The following is a 20,426-nucleotide window of genomic DNA, read 5'->3' as shown; positions in this document are numbered from 1 at the left end:
GACTAACGGTCAACCGATCATCGTACAAGTTATTTATGGTTCAACTTTGTCTGGATAATAAATTATAGCTTAAGTGCCTTGGAGGGCCGATGATGTTACATATTGCTAAAACAGGTAGTTTGCTCGTTGGTTGTAGATTTTCAAGCAACGATAGGGGTTCGATACTCTTTATAATTCTGTGTAATCAATAGTTCGCTGTATATACCGAAGTGATTTGGATATATATACGAAAACAAAAAAGCCCGCAGCAGTTGCGGACTTTGTTATATGTGATGTTAATTATTGTCTTTATTCACTTTTCATCGCACGGCGGATGCATAATGCTGCGCCACCCCAGGTAATGCCCAGGCCAATAATCATCATAATAATTGCATCAGTTGTCATATTAAGCCTCTTTTGATTTCTTTAAGTTAACAATGATAGAGATAACCAACATTAGTACTAATAGGCCCCAACCTAGTGTTAATAGATCCGACATGCTGTAGCCACCATAGCCATCTGTCAAGGTCGCAATAATCTTATTAGTTAGGATGATTGCAATCATAATTGGGCTTAAGAAGCGGATACATAAGTCGAACCATATACCGATAGTAAGCTCTGATACTGCGTTAGCGTGTTTACGAATATCAGCGACTTTAAATAACCATCCAACAAGAACCAATTCGATTAGACAGCTTCCTAATAGAGCGATGTTGTTGATGAAGTAATCGACTAAATCTAATAGTAATAAACCACCATTAGTTGCGAATGCTAGGGATACTATAAGGCCTGTACCACATACAATACTTGCTGCTTTACGACGAGACCATTTTAGTTTGTCGATAAAGGCAGATGTTACCGCTTCCAGAATTGAAATATGCGAGCTGAAACCAGCAACAACCAATGCCAGGAAGAATAATGGACCTAGAATGTATGGAGCTGGTAATAAGTTAATCGCTGCTGGAATCGTCACAAAGGCCAAGCCAACACCCGCAGAAACCACCTCTGTTAATGGTTTGCCTTGTTCTTGTGCCATATACCCCAATACAGAGAAGATTAAAACACCGGCTAAGATAGAAAAGCCACAGTTAATCAATACTATCATTACAGCATTGTTATTGATGTCTGACTTCTCTGGTAGGTAGCTTGAATAAGCTAACATGATGGCGAAACCAACAGATAGAGTGAAGAACATTTGACCATAAGCCGCAGACCAAACAGAAGGGTCGGTTAAGCGACTAAAGTCGGGTTGGAACATGTAGTTTAAGCCATCAACCGCTCCGGGTAAGAAAATCATACGGCCAATCAAAGCAAGTACCATGATGAATAGGATCGGCATCATGATTTTCCCAGCACGTTCAATACCACCTTTAACGCCACCGAATAGAGCCGCATAGGTGACAAGCCAGCCGACAATCATCGGTATCGCAATGTGCCATTGAATGTTACCTAGTTGACTAGGAGAATTATCTCCACCTAGTTGTAGGTATTCACCAAAGAAGTAAGCATTTGGATCATTGCCCCAACCTTGAGTGAAAGCTAAACCAACATAAGAAATTGCCCAACCGATGATCGCGATGTAGTACACGCCGATCACCGCCGCAATCATTACTTGGAACCAACCAAGCCACTCAAATTTTGAATTGATTTTTGCTAATGTTCTTGGCGCGGAACCACGAAATTTATGACCCATGGTGAATTCCATGATCATAAAAGGAATACCCGCGGTAAGCATGGCAAAAAGGTATGGAATAAAGAATGCACCACCACCATTTTCATACGCCATGTATGGAAAACGCCAAATGTTACCTAATCCTATTGCCGATCCTACGGCCGCTAGAACAAACCCCGCTCGGGAGCCCCATTGTTCTCTTTTCATGTACAAATCCTCTGTAACTGCGTAAATGGATACTTAACAAGTTATAAACAGATTTAATTTTTAGGTTTAAAATTCTGTATTGCTTGCTACATTCCAGATTATTATTCTGATATTTTAAATGTGTGTTTGCATTGGGCGAAATATTCACCTATGCATGGCTTGAGATTACATATTCAATATAAAGAACGCAATAGAAGCACTCGAATGTATAGGTTAGGTTAAATATTGGATAAAACTTGATAAAATTATCAATATGCTAGATTGAACTGCTGTAATTAAAATTGTTAGTGTTATTTGCTGGAAATTGACGGTATTTGTCGATGTTTATATTTTAGTTTTCTGTAATCTAAATGTTGTTTTAATGTGCGATTTTTTGAGCCAGTACAATATTTTGTTCTAAATCTTATCTTAAGTGCAGTTGATTTTTTGTAAGTTGTTTACCGATCTAGGGAAGGAATGCCGTTAAATTTTATGAAAGATATTTTTTGATATATTGAGAGTTTAACGACACTTTCATAGGCTTGTAGATTAGAGTCATGCTAATATTAGTTCATCTTAATTACCTGAGGTTTTATTATGAGTCGTGATTTGAAAATTTCTGCAGTGATCATTTGTTCTATTATCGCTTTTCTTACTGCGTATGCTGCTATTGTTGTTACGCATTAATTGCATGAGCCAAAGAACATATTGCTACAAATAGAGTTAAGGAGTGAGGGTGAAAAATAGTGGCGTTATTACCGATGCGGGTATGTCTATTGACCTCACTACACTTAACAAGTATGCCAACGGACGGCATGCTTTAGTTGCCCAAGGAGGAGGACAAAAAGGCATTTTTACCGCCGGCGTTCTTGATAGTTTTCTTGAAGCAGCGCTTGATCCTTTCGATGTTTTTTATGGCACATCTGCTGGTGCTTTAAATTTAACCTCCTATATCTGTCGTCAACGAGGACTAGGCAAAGCGTTCATTACAGAGTTAACCACTCGTCCAGAATTTTTTCGCTTATTCAAACATATTCGTCGTAAACAACGTCTCGATCTTGATTGGGCTTTTGATCAATTAGTTGCTCCTCCTTATCTACTTGATATTGATGTTGGACGTTTTGCTTTGGGTGATCGAGAAGCCTATGCCGCGGTTACTAATATGGCTGATCTTCACGATGAATATTTGCCGATCACTTCTAATAACTGGTCTGATATCTTAAAAGCAACTTGTGCAATCCCAGCCTTATATCGTCATGAAGTTGAAATTAATGGTCAATATTACGTTGATGGTGGCGTTTCTGCCGCCGTTCCTGCGCAAGAGGCTTGGCGTAAAGGCGCGCGTTTAATTACGGTTATCCGTACTGAGCCAATAGATTTAACTGAAGAAATCAGACAAGAACAAAGTGCTACCGTGCTTAATTCATTTTTGAATAGAGTGGGGTTAGATCAACACTTAGAATCGCTACAAACTCGTATTGCGGAAAGAACCGCGAGTTGGCGTTTGGATTTTGATAGTTTCTTAAAACAGCGTATAGAGCGCTCTAAACTCATTGAAACAGAGCAAGCGAAACCGTTGTTAAATGGTGGGCGTTGGTTATTTGGCAGCAGTGATGTGTACCGCTTGTGTCATCTATTAGGTGATCAGTTTGATGCTGGAATCATGGACATGCTTCTAGTACATTACCAAACCTTTACGCTGACTCATAACTTTATGTTTAAACCGCCAGATGATTGTTTCATTCTGCAAATTGCTCCCGAGCAACCATTAAGATCTTCCCCATTACTTAGTAAGCAGGAAGATTTAGAATTTGATTATCAGCTAGGTCTTAAAGCTGGGCGACGTTATATTGAGCACTTTTCTACCCTTGTATCAAAACCTGCGATAATTCACAAAAGCGCTTATTCTTAACTTCAGTCATATTTTAGTGATCTGATTCGATAAGCGATCGAAATGAAAGTTAACTCGATCGCAATTCTTCCTTCCTTTTATTCCCACTTGAATATTTTACGCCAAAATTTCTTTTTTATAGCCTCAAGGTAAACAAACCTTAGTGGTAATTGAAATGTTTTGCTGTGTAAATGGAGTGGTCATGGAAGAGAAAACTTTTCTCACGTTTGTTGTGATGAATACTCGTCTTTTAAAAACAGGTGGTGCAGCATCGCATCAATTTAAACAAGAAGGTGGTTACATTGGTAATGATGAGAGTTGCCACTGGGTATTACCAGATCCGAACAATGCGCTTATTACCCCTTATTGCCAGATCAAGTTTGAAAATGGAGAATACCATCTTATTGATATTCAAGGTGGGATCAGTATTAATGATGAGTCGCCTCAATTTGAACAACAACGACATATAAAAGTAAAAGATGGTGATGTTTTTCGTATCGGTTCTTATCAAATTAGAGCACATTTAAAAGTCGTGGAAGTGGAAACAGAGCAACGTTATCGCGTGGCGGAAACCGTTGCTTCTGGCGTACAAGAAGCTCCTAGTGTACAAGAAACTTCTAGTGTACAAGAGACAACTCCCTCATATATTCCTCAACTCGATATTGATTTGCCAGAAGCGCGAGAGGTTCAAGCATCGAAAACCGAGGTTGAACCACCCATAAGGCAAGATGATCAGAACAAGGAAATAAGGATGTCACCTTCAATCAATACTAATGAAATGAATGAGCCGCTAGCCGCAAGTATCGCAGGGCTATTAGCTATCCATAGCAGACAAGATAATTCTTTTCATTTATTAAATCGCAGTTTCCAGCCGATTCAAGATAACCCACTGAAAATGGGACTAACGCCAGAAGAAACCAAAAACTTGATGTTTGGTGAAGAGCGTAGTCTATTTCATTTAGAGCCAACTCAAGCAATTGAAAGTAGTTTTAAATCTATAGAATCACACAGTGAGAGAATGCATCAGGCAACAGAGTTAGCTTTAAAGTATCTACTCAATGAATTCGCACCTGAAACTTTAATAAAGCGCTTTGAAACCTATCGTAAAAATGCACCAGATAATGTAGATAAAGATGCTTGGGCTTGGAAAATGTACCAATCGTATTTTTCTGAATTAATGTCGGGGAGACAAAAAGGTTTTGAAAAGCAATTTTGGGAAGTGTTAGAGCAGTCGTATGATATTTTACAACGTAAACAACTTTAAACTCAGGTAGTTTTTCTTACCACAAATTTCAAAATTAAACCGACCTCGATACCCAAATAACTGGATATCGAGGCCTTATTTTATATATCGATATTATACCAATCTCATTATTTTTACTTGTGAAAATTCTTGATAACTGCGTTATACTTTTCGTTTATAAAGAAGTTGATTGGTATTACTTTGAGTATTTCTATTCTACTTCAATGATGCGCATACAGTTAGTTGAACCCACTAAGTCCATTACATCGCCTTGAGTGATGATGACTTTATCACCCTTCTCAAGTAGGCGATTTTCTTTTAATGTCGTAATTGCTGCTAATGCGCAAGGTAGCCCGGAGCCTGCTTCATGCTCAAAAAAAACCGGCGTCACACCACGATATAGTGCTGCTCGGTTAAGCGTAGTCTCATTACGGGATAAAGCGAAAATGGGAAGGCCAGAGCTTAGGCGTGACATCATCAATGGAGTGCGGCCTGATTCAGTCATTGAAACGACAGCAGTGATGCCTTGCATATGGTTTGCTGAATACATAGTTGCCATCGCAATGGTTTCTTCTGCCGATTGGAACTTACGGTCTAAGCGGTAGTTTGACACATTAACTGACGGCATTTTTTCGGCGCCAACACACACTTCTGCCATTGATTTTACCGTTTCAACAGGGAAACTACCTGCTGCGGTTTCCGCTGAAAGCATTACCGCATCGGTGCCATCAAGAACAGCATTCGCCACATCCATCACTTCTGCACGTGTTGGCATTGGGCTTGTGATCATTGATTCCATCATTTGTGTTGCGGTAATCACATTGCGATTTAGGCTACGTGCGCGTCGAATCAGTTGTTTTTGCACACCAACGAGCTCTGCATCACCAATTTCTACTCCTAGGTCACCACGAGCTACCATCACGACATCAGACGCTAAGATAATATCATCCATGCTTTCTTCGCTAATAACGGTTTCGGCACGCTCAACTTTGGCGACTAATTTGGCTTCAAGACCAGCGTCACGCGCTAAGCGACGGGCATAATGCATATCTTCGCCATTGCGTGGGAAAGAGATAGCAAGGTAGTCTACTTTGATTTTTGCAGCCGTGATAATGTCTTGTTTGTCTTTGTCAGTTAAGGCATCAGCAGATAAACCACCACCTTTTTTATTGATACCCTTATTATTTGAAAGAGGGCCAGCAACGGTGACTTCGGTATGTACTTTATTGCCATCGACACTGGTTACTTTAAGTTGGACACGACCATCATCAAGTAAAAGAATATCACCAGGCCCCACATCTTTTGGTAATTCTTTATAGTCTAAACCGACAGCATGTTGGTCACCATGGCCTTTTTCAAGATCACTATCCAGTGTAAATTTATCACCAATATTTAATTGAATTTTTCCGTCTTTGAAGGTTGAAACACGAATTTTAGGGCCTTGTAAGTCACCTAAAATAGCCACATGAATGCCTAATTTTGCCGCAATCGTGCGGACTTTTTCTGCTCGAATAATATGGTCCTCAGCTGAACCATGTGAGAAGTTCATTCGGACAACATTAGCACCAGCTTTGATGATATTTTCCAGGACATTATCTTTGTCTGTGGCTGGACCAAGGGTAGTGACAATTTTGGTACGTCTTAAACGTTGAGACATGAATTACTCCATTTCAGATATATAAATTATTTATACGTTATCATTAATTAAAGTGTAATTTTATGAGTTTATTTAATAAATAGTGTTTGAAAATTTATCCCTATAATTAGTGTGTGTTTTACTTTAAATTTATTTAGTGTTTAAAACTGTCAGAATAGCCAATATTTATAATTTAAGCGTGATACCTGTCACGCAACGGTTGTATGGTGCTTCACAATTAGTTTGCAGTGTAAAAAAATTGCGACAGGTTTTTCAAAAGGAGTTCTTTATGTACATGGCTCAACCTGGTCATATTGATCAAATTAAGCAAGTCAATACAGGTCGTGTATATAAACTCATCGATCAGTTTGGCCCAATCTCTCGTATCGATCTGTCAAAATTAAGTGGCTTGGCACCAGCCAGTATTACTAAAATTTCTCGTGAATTAATGGAAGGGTACTTAATTCATGAAACCGTAGTACAAGAGTCTCTTAGTCGGGGTCGTCCTGCTGTGGGGCTACAAACCGATAATACTGGTTGGCAGTTTCTGTCTATTAGACTCGGTAAGGGCTATATAATTATTGCCTTACACGAACTTGGAGGAGAGGTGGTCACCGATTATAAGGTGGAAATAGAAGCCTCAAATCAAGATCGATTACAACAACAAATCTTAAATGAAATTGAGAGTTTTTTTGTTCAGAATGCCCATTTAGTTGAGAGGATGACCAGTATTGCAGTGACACTACCTGCTCTGGTCAATTTCTCTGAAGGTGTGGTGATTCAGATGCCGCATTTTAATATTAAAAATTTAGCGTTAGGCCCCGCAATCTATGCTCAAACGGGCGTACCAGTTTTTATTGCAAATGATACTTGTGCTTGGGCTTTGGCAGAAATGTTGTTTGGTCAGTCTCAAGAAGTTGATAATTCATTACTCATTAGTAATCACCAAGGCGTTGCGGCTGGAGTGATTTTAAATGGACGTTTGGTTTACAGTCGTAATGGCAACATCGGAGAGTTAGGACATATTCAAATTGATCCTGATGGTGCCGTATGTGAGTGTGGCAAGCGCGGTTGTTTAGATACGGTCGCGTCCTCCCAAGCGGTGTGCCGTGCTGTTACCGAGAAAGTTGCTCAAGGCGAGCCAACAATATTATCGGTTAATAATATTACGATGGAAACCATTTGCTCAGCAGCGTTAGAAGGTGATGAATTAGCTAAACAAACCATTGAGAAGCTAGGGAGAGATTTAGGTAAGGGCATTGCTATTATGGTAAATATATTTAGCCCAGAAAAAATATTGCTTGGTGGTGCATTAACCAAAGCTAAGTCAATTTTATTTCCCGCTATTGAGCAAGCTTTGCAGCAATATAGCCTACCTATTTTTCACAAAGGTGTGCCTTTAGTGGAAAGTAAATTCTTTACTCAAACCACGATGCCAGGTGCGGCATTGATTAAGCAGGCACTTTATGACGGTTCATTGCTCTTGAAGGTGGTTGAAGGCTAATTCTGCATCTTGAAGTTACTAGGGTATGTATAAATAAAGCCAGCGTAATTGCTGGCTTTGTTGTCTTTGATGAACTGAGTAAGGCTTACTATTTAAATAGCTTATTACGTTCAGGTTGCGCATCAATGCATTGACCATGAATCCCTTGGCTTTCTGCTGCCATAAGGTAAACATACAGTGGCATGATATCTTTGCCCGTTTTTAGCAGGTTAGTATCTTCTGCTGGATAAGCTGAGGCTCGCATTTTTGTACGAGTTGCACCAGGATTAATCGCATTAACACGAATAGAGGTGTCACTGAGTTCATCTGCCAGAATTTGCATCATGCCTTCGGTGGCAAATTTAGAAATGGAATAACTGGCCCAGTAAGCTTTACCAATATGACCAACCGTTGAAGAGGTGAAGACAATGCGGCCGTTTTCTGATTTTTTAACCAGAGGCAGTAATGCTTGGGTCATTAGTAGCTGTGCTTTGACATTGACTTGCATCACTTCATCAAAAGCACTTTCTTCAATTTGTTCAAATGGTGTGATCGTACCTAGTAGGCCAGCATTATGTAAGATACCATCAAGTTTACCGAATTGAGCTGCGATTGTATCGGCCATATCAAGGTAGTTCTGTTTGGTCGCCCCCTTCATATCAAGAGGGATAATTGCCGCTTGCGGGTAACCTTTCGATTCGATTTCATCGTACGTCACTTCTAGTTTGGACACGGTGCGCCCTAGTAAAATAACGGTTGCGCCATGTTGAGCGTAGTGTAAGGCCGCTTCTTTACCTATACCGTCACCAGCACCAGTGACTAAAATGGTTTTACCAGTAAGCGCTGAAGGGGAAACTGAATAATTCACCGTATGTAATCCTTAATCTAACTTTATGTCATTTATGCCCATCTTATTTGAAGTCACTTAGGTATATGCAATAATGTACCGCTATTTCAAATAATAAATGGTTAGCATCAACGTAAACTCGCTTACCATACACTAAACCGTAAGTTTTGAGGGAATGATATTGGAATTTTTGTTGAATTATGGGCTGTTTCTAGCCAAAGTCGTGACGTTTGTCGTTGCAGTAATCGCATTGTTTGTTGGCATTAAAGTATTAGGCGGAAAGGGCGGTCATGCGAAAGGTGAATTACAGATCACTGACTTGTCAGAAAAGCATACTGAAACGGTCGCACAATTAGAAGAACACTTACATGATGAAGCGTATTTAAAAGCGCGTCATAAAGCTCAAGAAAAAGAACAAAAAGAAAAGAACAAAAAAGACGCCAAAGAAGCGAAAAAGGCCGCAAAATCAGGTGAGCTTGTAGATACGCGCAAACCTCATTTATTTGTTTTAGATTTTAACGGTAGCATTGATGCTAAAGAAGTATCGTCTTTACGTGAGGAAGTCACCGCAATTCTTTCTGTAGCGAAAGACGGGGATGAAGTACTACTTCGCTTAGAGTCTGGCGGTGGTATGGTTCATGGTTATGGGTTGGCTTCTTCTCAGCTTGACCGCCTTAAAAATGCCAATATTCCATTAACTATTGCCGTCGATAAAGTGGCAGCAAGTGGTGGCTATATGATGGCTTGTGTGGCGGATAAAATTGTTTCTGCACCATTTGCGATTGTTGGCTCGATTGGTGTGATCGCACAAATTCCAAATTTCAATAAATTGTTGAAAAAGAATGATATTGAATTTGAACAAATGACCGCAGGCGAATATAAACGTACCTTAACCATGTTTGGTGAAAATACTGATAAAGCCCGTGATAAGTTCAAGCACGAGTTAGAAGAAACTCATGTGCTATTTAAAGACTTTATTCGTGAGCACCGTGCAGAGCTTGATCTCGAGAAAGTAGCAACTGGTGAACATTGGTTTGGTAGTCAAGCACTAGAGTTAGGGTTAGTGGACGAAATTAAAACCTCAGATGATTTGATTGTTGCGGCAACCAAAGAAAAATCAGTATTAGCTTTACATTATGTTCGAAAGAAAAAAATATCGGATAAAATTTCTGGTAGCGCAGCGAAAACCGTCGATAGTGTACTACTTAAATTGATATCTAGAGGTCAGCGTCCAATCGTATAATGGATACCTCTAATGAGGTAGGCGTATGAAGAACTGATTTATATCAATCTTTATTGAATTAAGCTCACATCTTGTGGGCTTTTTTTTTAGTGTAATGATTTTTTATTTAGAGCTTTTTTGTTGATTTTAGCCGGAATTCGCGACTTTTTGGTGGTTTTTCATCGATTATTTCTTGTAGTGAAATTAACTTTTTCTAACCTTTGACTGGGATTAGAAAGCTTGAATTTGGTCACATTAAAACGCAATATTCAACCATCACTCTTACTTTGTATCTAGTTGTTACGAGAGAAAAATGGAAAATAATCAATTTGAATCGTTAATGCCAGCAGATATGGCAAAAAAAGCTGCAGAAGCTGGTGTTTACAAAGTTAATAAATCTTTCTTTAAAACCTTTATGTTGGCAGTTACCGCTGGTATGCAAATTGGTATCGCATTTATCTTTTACACTACGGTAACTAGCGGTACGGCTGATGTCGCACCAGGTTTTTCACATTTTGTTGGCGGTTTAGCATTTAGTCTTGGTTTGATTTTAGTGGTCGTCACTGGAAGTGAATTATTTACCAGTTCAACTCTAGTTGTCGTCGCGAAAGCCAGCGGCTTGGTCACTTGGAGGCAATTAATTAAGAATTGGGTACAAGTTTATTTTGGTAACTTTGTTGGTTGTATTGTGTTGGTTGCTATCATGTTAGTGGCTCAGCAATATATGAGTGATGCCGGCGGCATTGGCTTGAATGCGATGCATATTGCTCAACATAAAATGCATCATTCTTTTGCTTCTGCAGTTGCACTCGGTACGATGGCTAATTTGCTCGTCTGTATTGCCGTTTGGATGTCTTATGCTGGCCGTACCTTAACTGATAAAATCCTTATTTTAATTTTGCCTGTTGCGATGTTTGTATCATCAGGTTTTGAACATAGCATCGCAAACATGTTCCAAATTCCATTTGCGATTGGCATCAAAAACTTTGCACCTTCTGAATTTTGGGAAATGACTCATACCACAGCTAGTCAGTTTGCCGACTTAAATATGGTTGATTTTGTAATGAACAACCTTATCCCTGTGACTATCGGTAATATTATTGGCGGTAGCTTATTTGTCGGTTTATGGTTTTGGTCAATTTATCTACGTAAGTAATGTAGTGATAGATAACTGACACAAAAATGCCCTAGCGGTAAACCGAACTGCCCCTCAATAGTTGGACAACCAACATTGGGGGGTTATAAGGTCCAATGTCTGAATTAGTGCGCCATATTTTCTAAGGTGAATTCTTTAGATAAATGATGTGCTAGATATTTGAACATATTAAATACCGCTGTAGTTTTTTCAGTCGGTAGTCCTTGCTCATCTAAGAAATATTCCCCTTTAAAAATCAACACATCATCTTTTTCCGTAACGGATGTGGTGCGCATTCCTTCCAGATAATTTTCATGTTCCTGAATAACTTGGTTTGCAATCAAAAGGAGTTCAAATTCGGAGATGGCTTTTTTACTACTCATAGGGCCTACTTAGAATGAAAGTTAAGGTTTTGTTGAATATCATTAAATAAGGCGTTATTGTCCGCCTCAATTTGATTTCAAAGTTTATACCTAACTCGTTTCTGGGTATAGCGAATGGCAGTAAAAAATGCTTAATTTTGTTTTTCAAAAATCGTAGCTGGTGGTCAGTTTTCTTACTGCCACTTAGTTGGTGATATGTCGTTCATTCAGAATGAAAAGTGAAAAAACAGGTTGATCTTATTTAAAACTCACTCGATAGTAAAAAAAGAAGCAATTAATTAAAGCAGCGTGCGTAATCAATAAACGCGACCTGATGAGGATGTTTAGAATTAGTTATGGGCAAATCTCTTGTTATTGTAGAGTCACCAGCTAAGGCAAAGACTATCAATAAATATCTTGGAAAAGATTTTGTTGTGAAGTCGAGCGTTGGCCACGTACGTGACTTACCTACTGCTGGCCAAAGTAGTGGAAAAAAAGCGGCCGCGATTTCAACTAAAGGTATGAGCCCTGAAGAAAAAGCTCGTATTAAAAAAGAAAAAGATAAAGCAGCCCTTATTAAAAAGATGGGAATCAATCCTTACCAAGGTTGGGAGGCAAATTATCAAATCCTTCCGGGTAAAGAGAAGGTTGTTGCTGAATTACAGAAATTAGCCAAAGACGCTGATTACGTTTATCTCGCAACCGATTTAGACCGCGAAGGGGAAGCTATTGCGTGGCACCTTCGTGAGATCATCGGTGGCGATGATACGCGATACAAGCGAGTAGTTTTTAACGAAATTACTAAAAATGCCATTCAACAAGCATTTGAAACACCAGGTGAATTGAATCTAGATGGTGTGAACGCCCAACAGACACGACGCTTTTTAGACCGCGTAGTAGGCTTTATGGCATCACCTCTGCTTTGGAAAAAAGTGGCCCGTGGTTTATCTGCTGGTCGTGTTCAATCGGTAGCTGTGAAGTTATTGGTTGAGCGTGAACGTGAAATCAACGCATTTATTCCTGAAGAATTTTGGGATATTCACGCCGACACGACAACACTAAATAATACAGATTTCCGTTTACTCGTTGCTCAACAGGGTGGCTCTGCTTTCAAACCCGTCAATGAAGCGGAAACCAAAGCAGCATTATCGATTCTTGAAAAAGCGACTTATGAAGTCTGTAAGCGTGAAGATCGTCCAACTTCAAGTAAGCCTTCTGCGCCATATATCACTTCAACATTGCAACAAGCGGCAAGTACCCGCTTAGGCTATGGGGTGAAAAAGACCATGATGCTCGCTCAGAGGCTCTATGAGGCAGGTTATATCACCTATATGCGTACTGACTCAACTAACTTGAGCAAAGAGGCTGTAGAGGCTTGTCGTGAGTTTATTCAATCTGAGTTTGGTGACGCCTATTTACCAGCCAATCCTTTAGCTTACGGTAGTAAACAAGGTGCTCAAGAGGCGCACGAAGCGATTCGTCCATCTAGTGTTGAAGTAAAAGCTGAAGACTTAAATGGTATGGAAGCAGATGCCCACAAACTTTACGCACTGATCTGGAATCAATTTGTTGCCTGTCAAATGACACCAGCAAAATACGATTCAACCACAGTAAGTGTTAAGGCTGACGACTTTACGCTAAAAGCCAAAGGGCGTATTTTGAAGTTTGACGGTTGGACTCGCGTTCAGCGTCCAATGGGTAAAAATGAAGATCAAATCTTACCTGAAGTGAAAGTTGGCGATACCTTGTCGTTGAAACAACTCGATCCGAAACAGCACTTTACTAAACCGCCTGCACGTTATACCGAAGCGGCGTTAGTTAAAGAGCTTGAAAAACGTGGTATTGGTCGTCCATCGACTTATGCATCGATCATTTCCACCATTCAAGATCGTGGTTATGTCAAAGTTGATCAACGTCGTTTCTATGCAGAAAAAATGGGCGAGATTGTGACTGATCGTCTTGAGGGCAGCTTTAACGATCTGATGGATTATGATTTCACTGCTCGCATGGAAGAAAAACTCGATAAAATCGCCGAAGGTAATTTAACTTGGACCCAAGTCCTCGATGAGTTTTTTGATGCGTTCACTGCCGATTTAGATAAAGCAGAATTAGACGAATCCGAAGGTGGCATGATGCCAAATAAGATCGTTGAAACGAGCATTGAATGTCCAACGTGTTCACGTCCTATGGGCATTCGAACTGCCTCAACAGGTGTGTTCCTAGGTTGTTCAGGTTATGCGCTACCACCAAAAGAGCGTTGTAAAACTACTATTAACTTAGGTGATGAAGAAGGCGTAGTTAACGTTTTAGAAGAAGACGTTGAAACTGCTGCTCTTCGTGCTAAAAAGCGTTGTCCAATTTGTGAAACCGCAATGGACGCTTACCTGATTGATGACAAGCGTAAGATGCACGTTTGTGGTAATAACCCGAACTGTGAAGGTTATGTGGTTGAATTCGGTGAGTTCAAACCCAAAGGCTACGATGGCCCATTAGTTGAGTGTGACAAGTGTGGCTCAGATATGGTGCTGAAAAATGGCCGTTTTGGTAAGTACATGGGTTGTACTAACGAGGAATGTAAAAATACTCGTAAGATCTTACGTAACGGCGAAGTTGCGCCACCGAAAGAAGATCCAGTACATTTCCCTGAGTTGCCTTGTTCTAATTCGGATGCTTATTTCGTACTGCGTGATGGTGCATCTGGTTTGTTTATGGCGGCAAGCAACTTCCCTAAATCTCGTGAAACTCGCGCGCCGCTAGTCGCTGAAATGGTAGAGTACAAAGATCGTATTTCTGAAAAGTTCCAGTACTTAGCGTCTGCACCGGTTGCCGATCCTGATGGGATCCCAACCGTCGTTCGTTTTAGTCGTAAATCGAAAGAGCATTACGTGCGCTCCGAAGTGGATGGTAAACCATCTGGCTGGACTGCGCTGTATATCGACGGTAAGTGGGAAATCACAGACAAGCGTAAGAAACCTAAAAAATAAGGTTTAAGCGCCTAATAAAAAAACAGCCCGATGCATTTGCACCGGGCTGTTTTTGTATCAAAATTTCGCTACACGCTACACGCTACACGCTACACGCTACACGCTACACGCTACACGCTACACGCTACTACTTCGACAGGAACGCCACTATGAAAACGAAATTCCGCTTCTTCTCGTTGAATGAGCTGACTTTCACGCTCGCCAATTAAGCGCACTCTTTCACTAATATCTTCTCCCGCAATTGCTTCAGCTAGCGCTAGGTAGTCTTGATAATGACGCGCTTCTGAACGTAACAAAGAAACATAAAACTTATTCAGCTCTTCATCTAAAAACGGTGCCAGTTTGGCAAAACGCTCACAAGATCGCGCTTCGATATACGCACCAATAATCAGCTTATCAATGAGGGCTGCGGGCTCGTAGGTTCTGACTGTCTTCATTAAACCTTTGGCGTAAGTTCCCGCGGTAAGATTTTGATAAGGGATGCCTCGGTTTTCCATAATCTCAAGCACTTGCTCAAAGTGATGGAATTCCTCTTTAATCAAACGCACCATTTTATCGACGAGATCTTGGCCATGCTCAAAGCCATCACGAACGGTTAGGCTACTAGATTGCATTATGCTCTTTTCTGGAAACTCGACATCACGAATACACTTGTAGACATAATCTTCATAAGGTTTAGCCCATTGCATCAGTGTTTGACCACTTTGCTCATCAACCGCATATTTGCGCACCATGAACATAGCCGTTTGAGCCGCTTTTAATTCACAAAGGGTGGTAGTTAAATTTCTAACTGAAAAATGAAGAGAAAATCGAGGTGTTTCAAAGAGATAAAAGACAATGTTTTTATACTAAGCTTTTGTTTTTATATTTGATTTTAAAAGTAAAGTATTGTTTTTAAAGCAATATGCACTCGCAATGTTTTAGAGGAGACGATGTGCATATTGATCATTACTATTCTTATTTTATTTATTTGGTGAGTAAGTTAGGCGAACCAGAATGGAAGCGAAATTCCGTATCATCAGAAGTGATTAATTCTGCTTCAACATTAGCGAAATGCTCAATGCGATCTGAAATATCTTTACCTGCGATTTGCTCGGCAAGCTCTAAATAATCTTGGTAATGCCTTGCTTCTGATCGAAGAAGGGAAATGTAAAACTTCCCAATCTCTGTATCTAAATGAGGGGCGAGTTTAGCGAAGCGTTCACAAGAGCGAGCTTCAATAAATGCACCAATGATTAACTTATCAATCAAAGCTTCTGGCTCATAAGTTCGGACGTGTTTAATCATTCCCTTGGCATATCGAGAGGCAGTAATAGGGCGGTATTCTAACCCTTGGCTTTCAATGATTTCTAACACTTGATAGAAGTGGTGCAATTCTTCTCTGATCAGCAAAACCATCTTATCAATCATATCTTGACCGTAAGGACAGTCTTTCTTTGATTGTATCGATTTCGATATATTACTTTTGCCTTTGAGTGTTTCAAGGCTACCCATTCCTTTATATGCAAAAAGTTCATAAGGTTTGACAAGTTGGGTAATTTGTTCTTTGCCTTCATCAGTCAATACATAGCGTTTAAGCAAAAATACTGCACTCTGAGAAGCTTTTAATTCACACAGTAAATGATCCCGTAAAATCACAGATAGATTTTCAGGTTTTCGTGCTTCTTCAATCCAAGCGTCAGGAGTGGAGCATTTGAGGAAGTTGTTGATAGGTTCTAATAATTTGTGATCGTACATTTACATTAACTTCGATAGAAACTTTGGTGCAATGATACCACACCTAAACTTTTTTGAAGTTACCTGTTGTGAGTAGATAAACCCCGAATAATTAGTTGATTTGAGTGAGCGCTTTGTAAAATGAAGGCATTATTTGATGTGGTTCAAAATTAAACTCGATCGTTAAGTAAGTGCTCATAGCCAAATATCTATTTTGTGCTTTATAACATTGCGTTGCATATGGTTCTGTGGTGTAGTAAAGAATAGCGATTTAGGTTTAACCTGTTGTTTGTGCGAGGCTTAAACAAGTTCTTAGCGCTTAACATTGTGACTCAATGAAGGGAAATATGAAAAAAATTCTTGTTGTTTTTATACACGGTTTAAAGGGGGGCGACTTAACTTGGGTCAATGATGAAAAAGTCTCGTTCAAAGAGTTGCTATTGTCTGAAGCTTTAATCAATGAAGAATGTGAAATCGTTGAGTATGACTACTTTACCCAAATAACAGAGTTTATGGATGGATTTATAGCTAAGCAAACTCATGCGTTCATAAGAAAGCTCCCGCTGTTTAAGCGCTTAGATCGGTATAAAAAAACTAAGAAGAATCAGAGAAACAAGTCAATTTCAGATTTGTCGAAAGGATTAGAGTCAACTATTAGAGCAAGATACAAAGAAGCTGAATCAGTAATATTGATAGGTCATAGTATGGGGGGGCTAGTGGCAAAAAAGTTGATTCTTGAACAGATCGAGACTGCTAAAACAATTAATGTAACTGGTTATTTGTCTATTGCTGTTCCACATAAAGGCTCTCTAGAGTCACTATTCTTGCAGTTTAGCTCCAATGAACATTTGAAAGAGTTGATGCCATTAAACAAACAAACGCTAGAATTGGATGAAAAGTGGGAGCAATATAAGAGTCGCTTACCAAAGTCAACATATCTAATAGCATTAGATGATGAGGTTGTTAAGCCGCATACAGCTAAACCAAATAATATTTCAAATGAAAATATATTTAACTTAGATAAAGAAGACCATACATCAATATCTAAACCTGAAGATAGTAATGCATTGTCTTATATTGTTGTTCGTGATTTTTTATTGGAACAAATTCAGTCGAAAAAAAACTCTGTTGAGAAATCTAACGTTAGATTTCAAAACTTATCACAATTAGATAAAGAAGTTTTTGTGATTAAGTTATTGGTGTCTGATGTTGAACAATCATTAGTAGATAGCTCTAAAAGTGCATTCCTTAATGCTGAAATAATGTGCCGAATAAATAGGTCAGAACAAGAAGAACTATCTAGCTTGTATGATAGAGTTAAGTTCATATACTCTCAGAATTTTTATAAGTATAAGAAAGAATCGAAAGATAGTTCAGATTTAGTTTATGATATTCATAAGGAAATAAAAGAAAGTGATGATAGCTCTCTTAAAACAAGTATTTCTGATATTTCATTCTTGGAAAAAATAGGGATGATTCACCAATTAGCTGATTCAATAGACGATAATGTTGTATGGAATGAAAATACGAATTTAGATAAAGTTAGAGAAGTCTATGAGTCATAACAATCATCACCACTTTTTAGATGTCTTTAGTGAGCGTTCTCTTACTATATATCGACTTTGGATGATTATTGAGAAACTTCAATATAACACTCATGGACGTAAAGTTTTAACACTTGATAAACTTTGCATTTTTGATGCAATTATCTCAGATAATAGTATTACTAATTCAGTATGTAGATTCTTTAACCCTAATGTAGATTCTATCAGCAATGATAATGATGATATATTTGTCAATTCATCTCAAATATTAAGAACCGTAATGAAGACGGGTAATGTTCGTGAAAGGGTGATGGAACTATATATGCTGAAAATGATTGATATTGAAATTGTTAAAGGTGAAATATACATATCCGTAATGAATAAAATAGATATGAAAATTGAAAATGAACTTGTTAATGATTGGGAAGACAACCTACAAAAATCTAAATCATTAGTAGCAAAATCTTTCAATCAACTAATCGGATCACTAACAGGTGTACTATATGAGTAACTCCCCTTCTATAATAATCGAAAAGCTTAGAATTATTGGTCAAGATAAACATTATGATATTTCTTTTAAAGAGGGAGTTAATATAATATGGGGTGACCTCGATTGTGGAAAAAGCAGTATATTAAACCTTATTAGCTATGCTTTAGGGGCATCTCATATTGACACATATGATCAGCTCGAAGCTAAAGCGAAGTTATGTCAGCTATCCGTATTTCTGAATAATGAAAGGTATACATTCGTAAGAAATATCTTTGACTCAAACGAGTACATCCGTTGTTATAAAGGTCATTTTGATGTAGATAGCTCTCCTAGATTACTAGCTGCGAATCTGGAACAAATTGACGCAGCTCCAGATGGTTACATTGCATTTTACATACTTGAGCTTCTAGGTTTACCATTAACTAAGATTAAGGTATCACCTAGCCAACTTGATTCAACAATGAATCGAGTTGGTTTCAAAGATATTTTAAAATTCATCCATTTGAAACAAAAAAATATAGCAGCTGACTCTCTGTTAGATATGAATAATGGAAGCAGATATGTAAAGAATAAGGAAGTATTGAAGTACCTACTTAATATTCATGATGAAGCGGTTTCTGTGATTAATTCTGAAATATCAGAGAATAAATCTTTAGAAAAGCAAAAGATAAAAGAAAAAAAAGGAATTATAAAGTTCCTTCAAGATGCTGATTTTGACTTTGAAATAAATGTCGATTCAGAAATTGAAAAATATGATCAACTAATTAATGAAGTTGATAAGCAAGTTGATGGTTTAAAAAATGATCACAGAAAAGTTATAAGCTTTTCGTCTCAAATTGAATCGGAAGTCAATGCCATAAATGAATCTCTGAAGAACATTTCAGTTAAAAGACCTACTTTGATTGAAGATATTGATAAGTATGTAAAACTTAAGAATACGTATGAAAAAGAGAGGAAGTCTATAAAACTATCTCTTGATCTGGATTCAAAATTCAATATGGATCTAAAAAAACCTATCATTTGCCCTTTGTGTAACCAAAGTCATAACTCTGACTTGACAGGATCCAAGATTTCACCATCTATTTTATCTAATGAAAAGAAATCCTTAGATAGAAAGATAAGAGGAATTACTACCTTAATAGACAATATTCGAAGTGAATTAGGTGATTTTGATACTTCCGAGAGAAAGTTAAAAGAAGCTCTATTTGAAATTCAAAATACATATGATAAAAAGTATGCAAAAGAAGTATCGGTACTTATTGAATCAATATCAATGCTAGAGAAACAAAAGACAGATATTTTCTCGCAAAGGAAACTACTGATTAGAGACAAAAAGTTTATCGATCGAATTGATAAATTAAATGAAAATCTCGATAATTTAGAAAAAGTTATTTCTAGACTAGAGGGCGATCTTAAAAAAGCTGAAGAGAAGTGTTTAAACCCTAGTGATGTTATACAAAGACTAGATTCCATTTTTGAACGACTTATGGAAATCAGTGGACTTTCTGATATGAATGGCATTGAATTTAATAGGAAACTAGATTATATAGTTCGAGGAAAAGATTTTACAAAACTCACATCAGGTGGTGTTCGTACTATCACATCCATTAATATTTATCTCTCCAAGCTGATCTATGCTATGAAGTATGACTCCTACCTCCCAACCTTATTAATGTTAGATACTCCAGGAAATAATATCGGGAGAAAGAGAGATATGACCAAAGCAAATGAAGACGCATCAGACCCTATCATTTATGAGAATATCTATAAAAGGCTTGGGGCTTTGTCAAAAATCTCGAATCAAACAGGAAGTAAATTTCAGGTGATAGTTGTAGATAATGATCTTGCAGACTCTGCTGAGGATAATGACGATTTTTACATTGCTAAACGATTTAGTAAAAGCGACCCACAATTTGATAGTGGCTTGATTAACGATGTTTGATTTACGAAGACATCAATAATTGATGCTTTCATCTGAATACAGCAAAGTTTTGCATTTTGATGTAGATTTAACTGTGCGTTGTTGAGGAATAAAA

The 20,426-nt window shown here is 38.3% G+C and carries 16 protein-coding genes; 9 read left to right on the top strand and 7 right to left on the bottom strand.

The annotated features are described in order from the left end of the window. Positions 1-288 precede the first annotated feature (288 nt). Together ACN0T8_RS02775 and ACN0T8_RS02770 are read right to left on the bottom strand one after the other, a co-directional pair. Entirely contained in the window at positions 289-384 is a 96-nt protein-coding gene (locus ACN0T8_RS02775) for a MetS family NSS transporter small subunit (RefSeq protein ID WP_417879133.1), read from the bottom strand. A gap of 1 nt (position 385) precedes the next feature. Further along, complete coding sequence (locus ACN0T8_RS02770; RefSeq protein ID WP_417879132.1) at positions 386-1,858, bottom strand: sodium-dependent transporter; 1,473 nt, start codon at positions 1,856-1,858, stop codon at positions 386-388. A gap of 715 nt (positions 1,859-2,573) precedes the next feature. On the opposite strand from ACN0T8_RS02770, the gene ACN0T8_RS02765 reads away from it, so the two are divergent. Continuing rightward, positions 2,574-3,749: a patatin-like phospholipase family protein gene (locus ACN0T8_RS02765; RefSeq protein WP_417879131.1), complete on the top strand. Its 1,176-nt coding sequence runs from the start codon at positions 2,574-2,576 to the stop codon at positions 3,747-3,749. 181 nt (positions 3,750-3,930) lie between these two features. Continuing rightward, entirely contained in the window at positions 3,931-4,992 is a 1,062-nt protein-coding gene (tagH, locus tag ACN0T8_RS02760) for a type VI secretion system-associated FHA domain protein TagH (protein ID WP_417879130.1), read from the top strand. Positions 4,993-5,182: 190 nt separating this feature from the next. On the opposite strand, the gene pyk is transcribed toward tagH, so the two are convergent. Then, positions 5,183-6,628 carry a pyruvate kinase gene (pyk, locus tag ACN0T8_RS02755; protein WP_417879129.1) on the bottom strand — a complete coding sequence of 482 codons (1,446 nt, stop codon included), beginning with the start codon at positions 6,626-6,628 and terminating at the stop codon, positions 5,183-5,185. 268 nt (positions 6,629-6,896) lie between these two features. On the opposite strand from pyk, the gene ACN0T8_RS02750 reads away from it, so the two are divergent. Further along, positions 6,897-8,111: an ROK family protein gene (locus ACN0T8_RS02750; protein ID WP_417879128.1), complete on the top strand. Its 1,215-nt coding sequence runs from the start codon at positions 6,897-6,899 to the stop codon at positions 8,109-8,111. Between the two features lie 88 nt (positions 8,112-8,199). Here the strand turns inward: ACN0T8_RS02750 and ACN0T8_RS02745 are convergent, their stop codons facing one another. Beyond that, the gene (locus ACN0T8_RS02745; protein ID WP_417879127.1) at positions 8,200-8,958 is read right to left on the bottom strand and encodes a YciK family oxidoreductase; all 759 of its coding nucleotides are present in this window, start codon (positions 8,956-8,958) and stop codon (positions 8,200-8,202) included. Positions 8,959-9,112: 154 nt separating this feature from the next. On the opposite strand from ACN0T8_RS02745, the gene sohB reads away from it, so the two are divergent. Both sohB and focA read left to right on the top strand, forming a co-directional pair. Then, entirely contained in the window at positions 9,113-10,180 is a 1,068-nt protein-coding gene (gene sohB / locus ACN0T8_RS02740; RefSeq protein ID WP_417879126.1) for a protease SohB, read from the top strand. Positions 10,181-10,472: 292 nt separating this feature from the next. Beyond that, the gene (gene focA, locus ACN0T8_RS02735) at positions 10,473-11,315 is read left to right on the top strand and encodes a formate transporter FocA (RefSeq protein ID WP_417879125.1); all 843 of its coding nucleotides are present in this window, start codon (positions 10,473-10,475) and stop codon (positions 11,313-11,315) included. Positions 11,316-11,419: 104 nt separating this feature from the next. Here the strand turns inward: focA and ACN0T8_RS02730 are convergent, their stop codons facing one another. Continuing rightward, positions 11,420-11,677: a YciN family protein gene (locus tag ACN0T8_RS02730; protein ID WP_417879124.1), complete on the bottom strand. Its 258-nt coding sequence runs from the start codon at positions 11,675-11,677 to the stop codon at positions 11,420-11,422. A gap of 335 nt (positions 11,678-12,012) precedes the next feature. Here ACN0T8_RS02730 and topA point away from each other — a divergent pair, with 335 nt between their 5' ends. After that, positions 12,013-14,640, top strand: coding sequence for a type I DNA topoisomerase (topA, locus tag ACN0T8_RS02725; RefSeq protein WP_417879123.1), 2,628 nt, complete (start codon positions 12,013-12,015; stop codon positions 14,638-14,640). 110 nt (positions 14,641-14,750) lie between these two features. Here the strand turns inward: topA and miaE (ACN0T8_RS02720) are convergent, their stop codons facing one another. Both miaE (ACN0T8_RS02720) and miaE (ACN0T8_RS02715) read right to left on the bottom strand, forming a co-directional pair. Beyond that, complete coding sequence (gene miaE / locus ACN0T8_RS02720; protein ID WP_417879486.1) at positions 14,751-15,479, bottom strand: tRNA isopentenyl-2-thiomethyl-A-37 hydroxylase MiaE; 729 nt, start codon at positions 15,477-15,479, stop codon at positions 14,751-14,753. A 127-nt stretch (positions 15,480-15,606) separates the two neighbouring features. Continuing rightward, a complete protein-coding gene (gene miaE / locus ACN0T8_RS02715; RefSeq protein WP_417879122.1) occupies positions 15,607-16,377 on the bottom strand; it encodes a tRNA isopentenyl-2-thiomethyl-A-37 hydroxylase MiaE in 771 nt (256 codons plus the stop codon). A 326-nt stretch (positions 16,378-16,703) separates the two neighbouring features. Between miaE (ACN0T8_RS02715) and ACN0T8_RS02710 the strand changes: the two genes are divergently transcribed. Genes ACN0T8_RS02710 through ACN0T8_RS02700 form a run of 3 tightly spaced genes read left to right on the top strand, consistent with a single transcriptional unit; the run spans position 16,704 to position 20,332 of the window. Continuing rightward, positions 16,704-17,921: an ABC-three component system protein gene (locus ACN0T8_RS02710; RefSeq protein ID WP_417879121.1), complete on the top strand. Its 1,218-nt coding sequence runs from the start codon at positions 16,704-16,706 to the stop codon at positions 17,919-17,921. Continuing rightward, a complete protein-coding gene (locus tag ACN0T8_RS02705) occupies positions 17,911-18,411 on the top strand; it encodes a hypothetical protein (RefSeq protein WP_417879120.1) in 501 nt (166 codons plus the stop codon). Before ACN0T8_RS02710 ends, ACN0T8_RS02705 begins: the two co-directional genes overlap by 11 nt. Beyond that, a complete protein-coding gene (locus ACN0T8_RS02700; RefSeq protein ID WP_417879119.1) occupies positions 18,404-20,332 on the top strand; it encodes a hypothetical protein in 1,929 nt (642 codons plus the stop codon). The genes ACN0T8_RS02705 and ACN0T8_RS02700 overlap by 8 nt, the downstream gene beginning before the upstream one ends. The last annotated feature ends 94 nt before the right edge of the window (positions 20,333-20,426 follow it).

Source organism: Vibrio sp. (genome assembly GCF_048266485.1).
GTDB lineage: Bacteria > Pseudomonadota > Gammaproteobacteria > Enterobacterales > Vibrionaceae > Vibrio.
This window is presented reverse-complemented; position numbering and strand designations above follow the sequence as displayed.

Excerpts from the sequence above, each read along its gene's own strand:
- ACN0T8_RS02775 (WP_417879133.1), bottom strand. The coding sequence starts at position 384 with ATGACAACTGATGCAATTATTATGATGATTATTGGCCTGGGCATTACC.
- ACN0T8_RS02770 (WP_417879132.1), bottom strand. The coding sequence starts at position 1,858 with ATGAAAAGAGAACAATGGGGCTCCCGAGCGGGGTTTGTTCTAGCGGCC.
- tagH (WP_417879130.1), top strand. The coding sequence starts at position 3,931 with ATGGAAGAGAAAACTTTTCTCACGTTTGTTGTGATGAATACTCGTCTT.
- pyk (WP_417879129.1), bottom strand. The coding sequence starts at position 6,628 with ATGTCTCAACGTTTAAGACGTACCAAAATTGTCACTACCCTTGGTCCA.
- ACN0T8_RS02750 (WP_417879128.1), top strand. The coding sequence starts at position 6,897 with ATGTACATGGCTCAACCTGGTCATATTGATCAAATTAAGCAAGTCAAT.
- sohB (WP_417879126.1), top strand. The coding sequence starts at position 9,113 with ATGATATTGGAATTTTTGTTGAATTATGGGCTGTTTCTAGCCAAAGTC.
- focA (WP_417879125.1), top strand. The coding sequence starts at position 10,473 with ATGGAAAATAATCAATTTGAATCGTTAATGCCAGCAGATATGGCAAAA.
- ACN0T8_RS02730 (WP_417879124.1), bottom strand. The coding sequence starts at position 11,677 with ATGAGTAGTAAAAAAGCCATCTCCGAATTTGAACTCCTTTTGATTGCA.
- topA (WP_417879123.1), top strand. The coding sequence starts at position 12,013 with ATGGGCAAATCTCTTGTTATTGTAGAGTCACCAGCTAAGGCAAAGACT.
- miaE (WP_417879122.1), bottom strand. The coding sequence starts at position 16,377 with ATGTACGATCACAAATTATTAGAACCTATCAACAACTTCCTCAAATGC.
- ACN0T8_RS02710 (WP_417879121.1), top strand. The coding sequence starts at position 16,704 with ATGAAAAAAATTCTTGTTGTTTTTATACACGGTTTAAAGGGGGGCGAC.
- ACN0T8_RS02705 (WP_417879120.1), top strand. The coding sequence starts at position 17,911 with ATGAGTCATAACAATCATCACCACTTTTTAGATGTCTTTAGTGAGCGT.
- ACN0T8_RS02700 (WP_417879119.1), top strand. The coding sequence starts at position 18,404 with ATGAGTAACTCCCCTTCTATAATAATCGAAAAGCTTAGAATTATTGGT.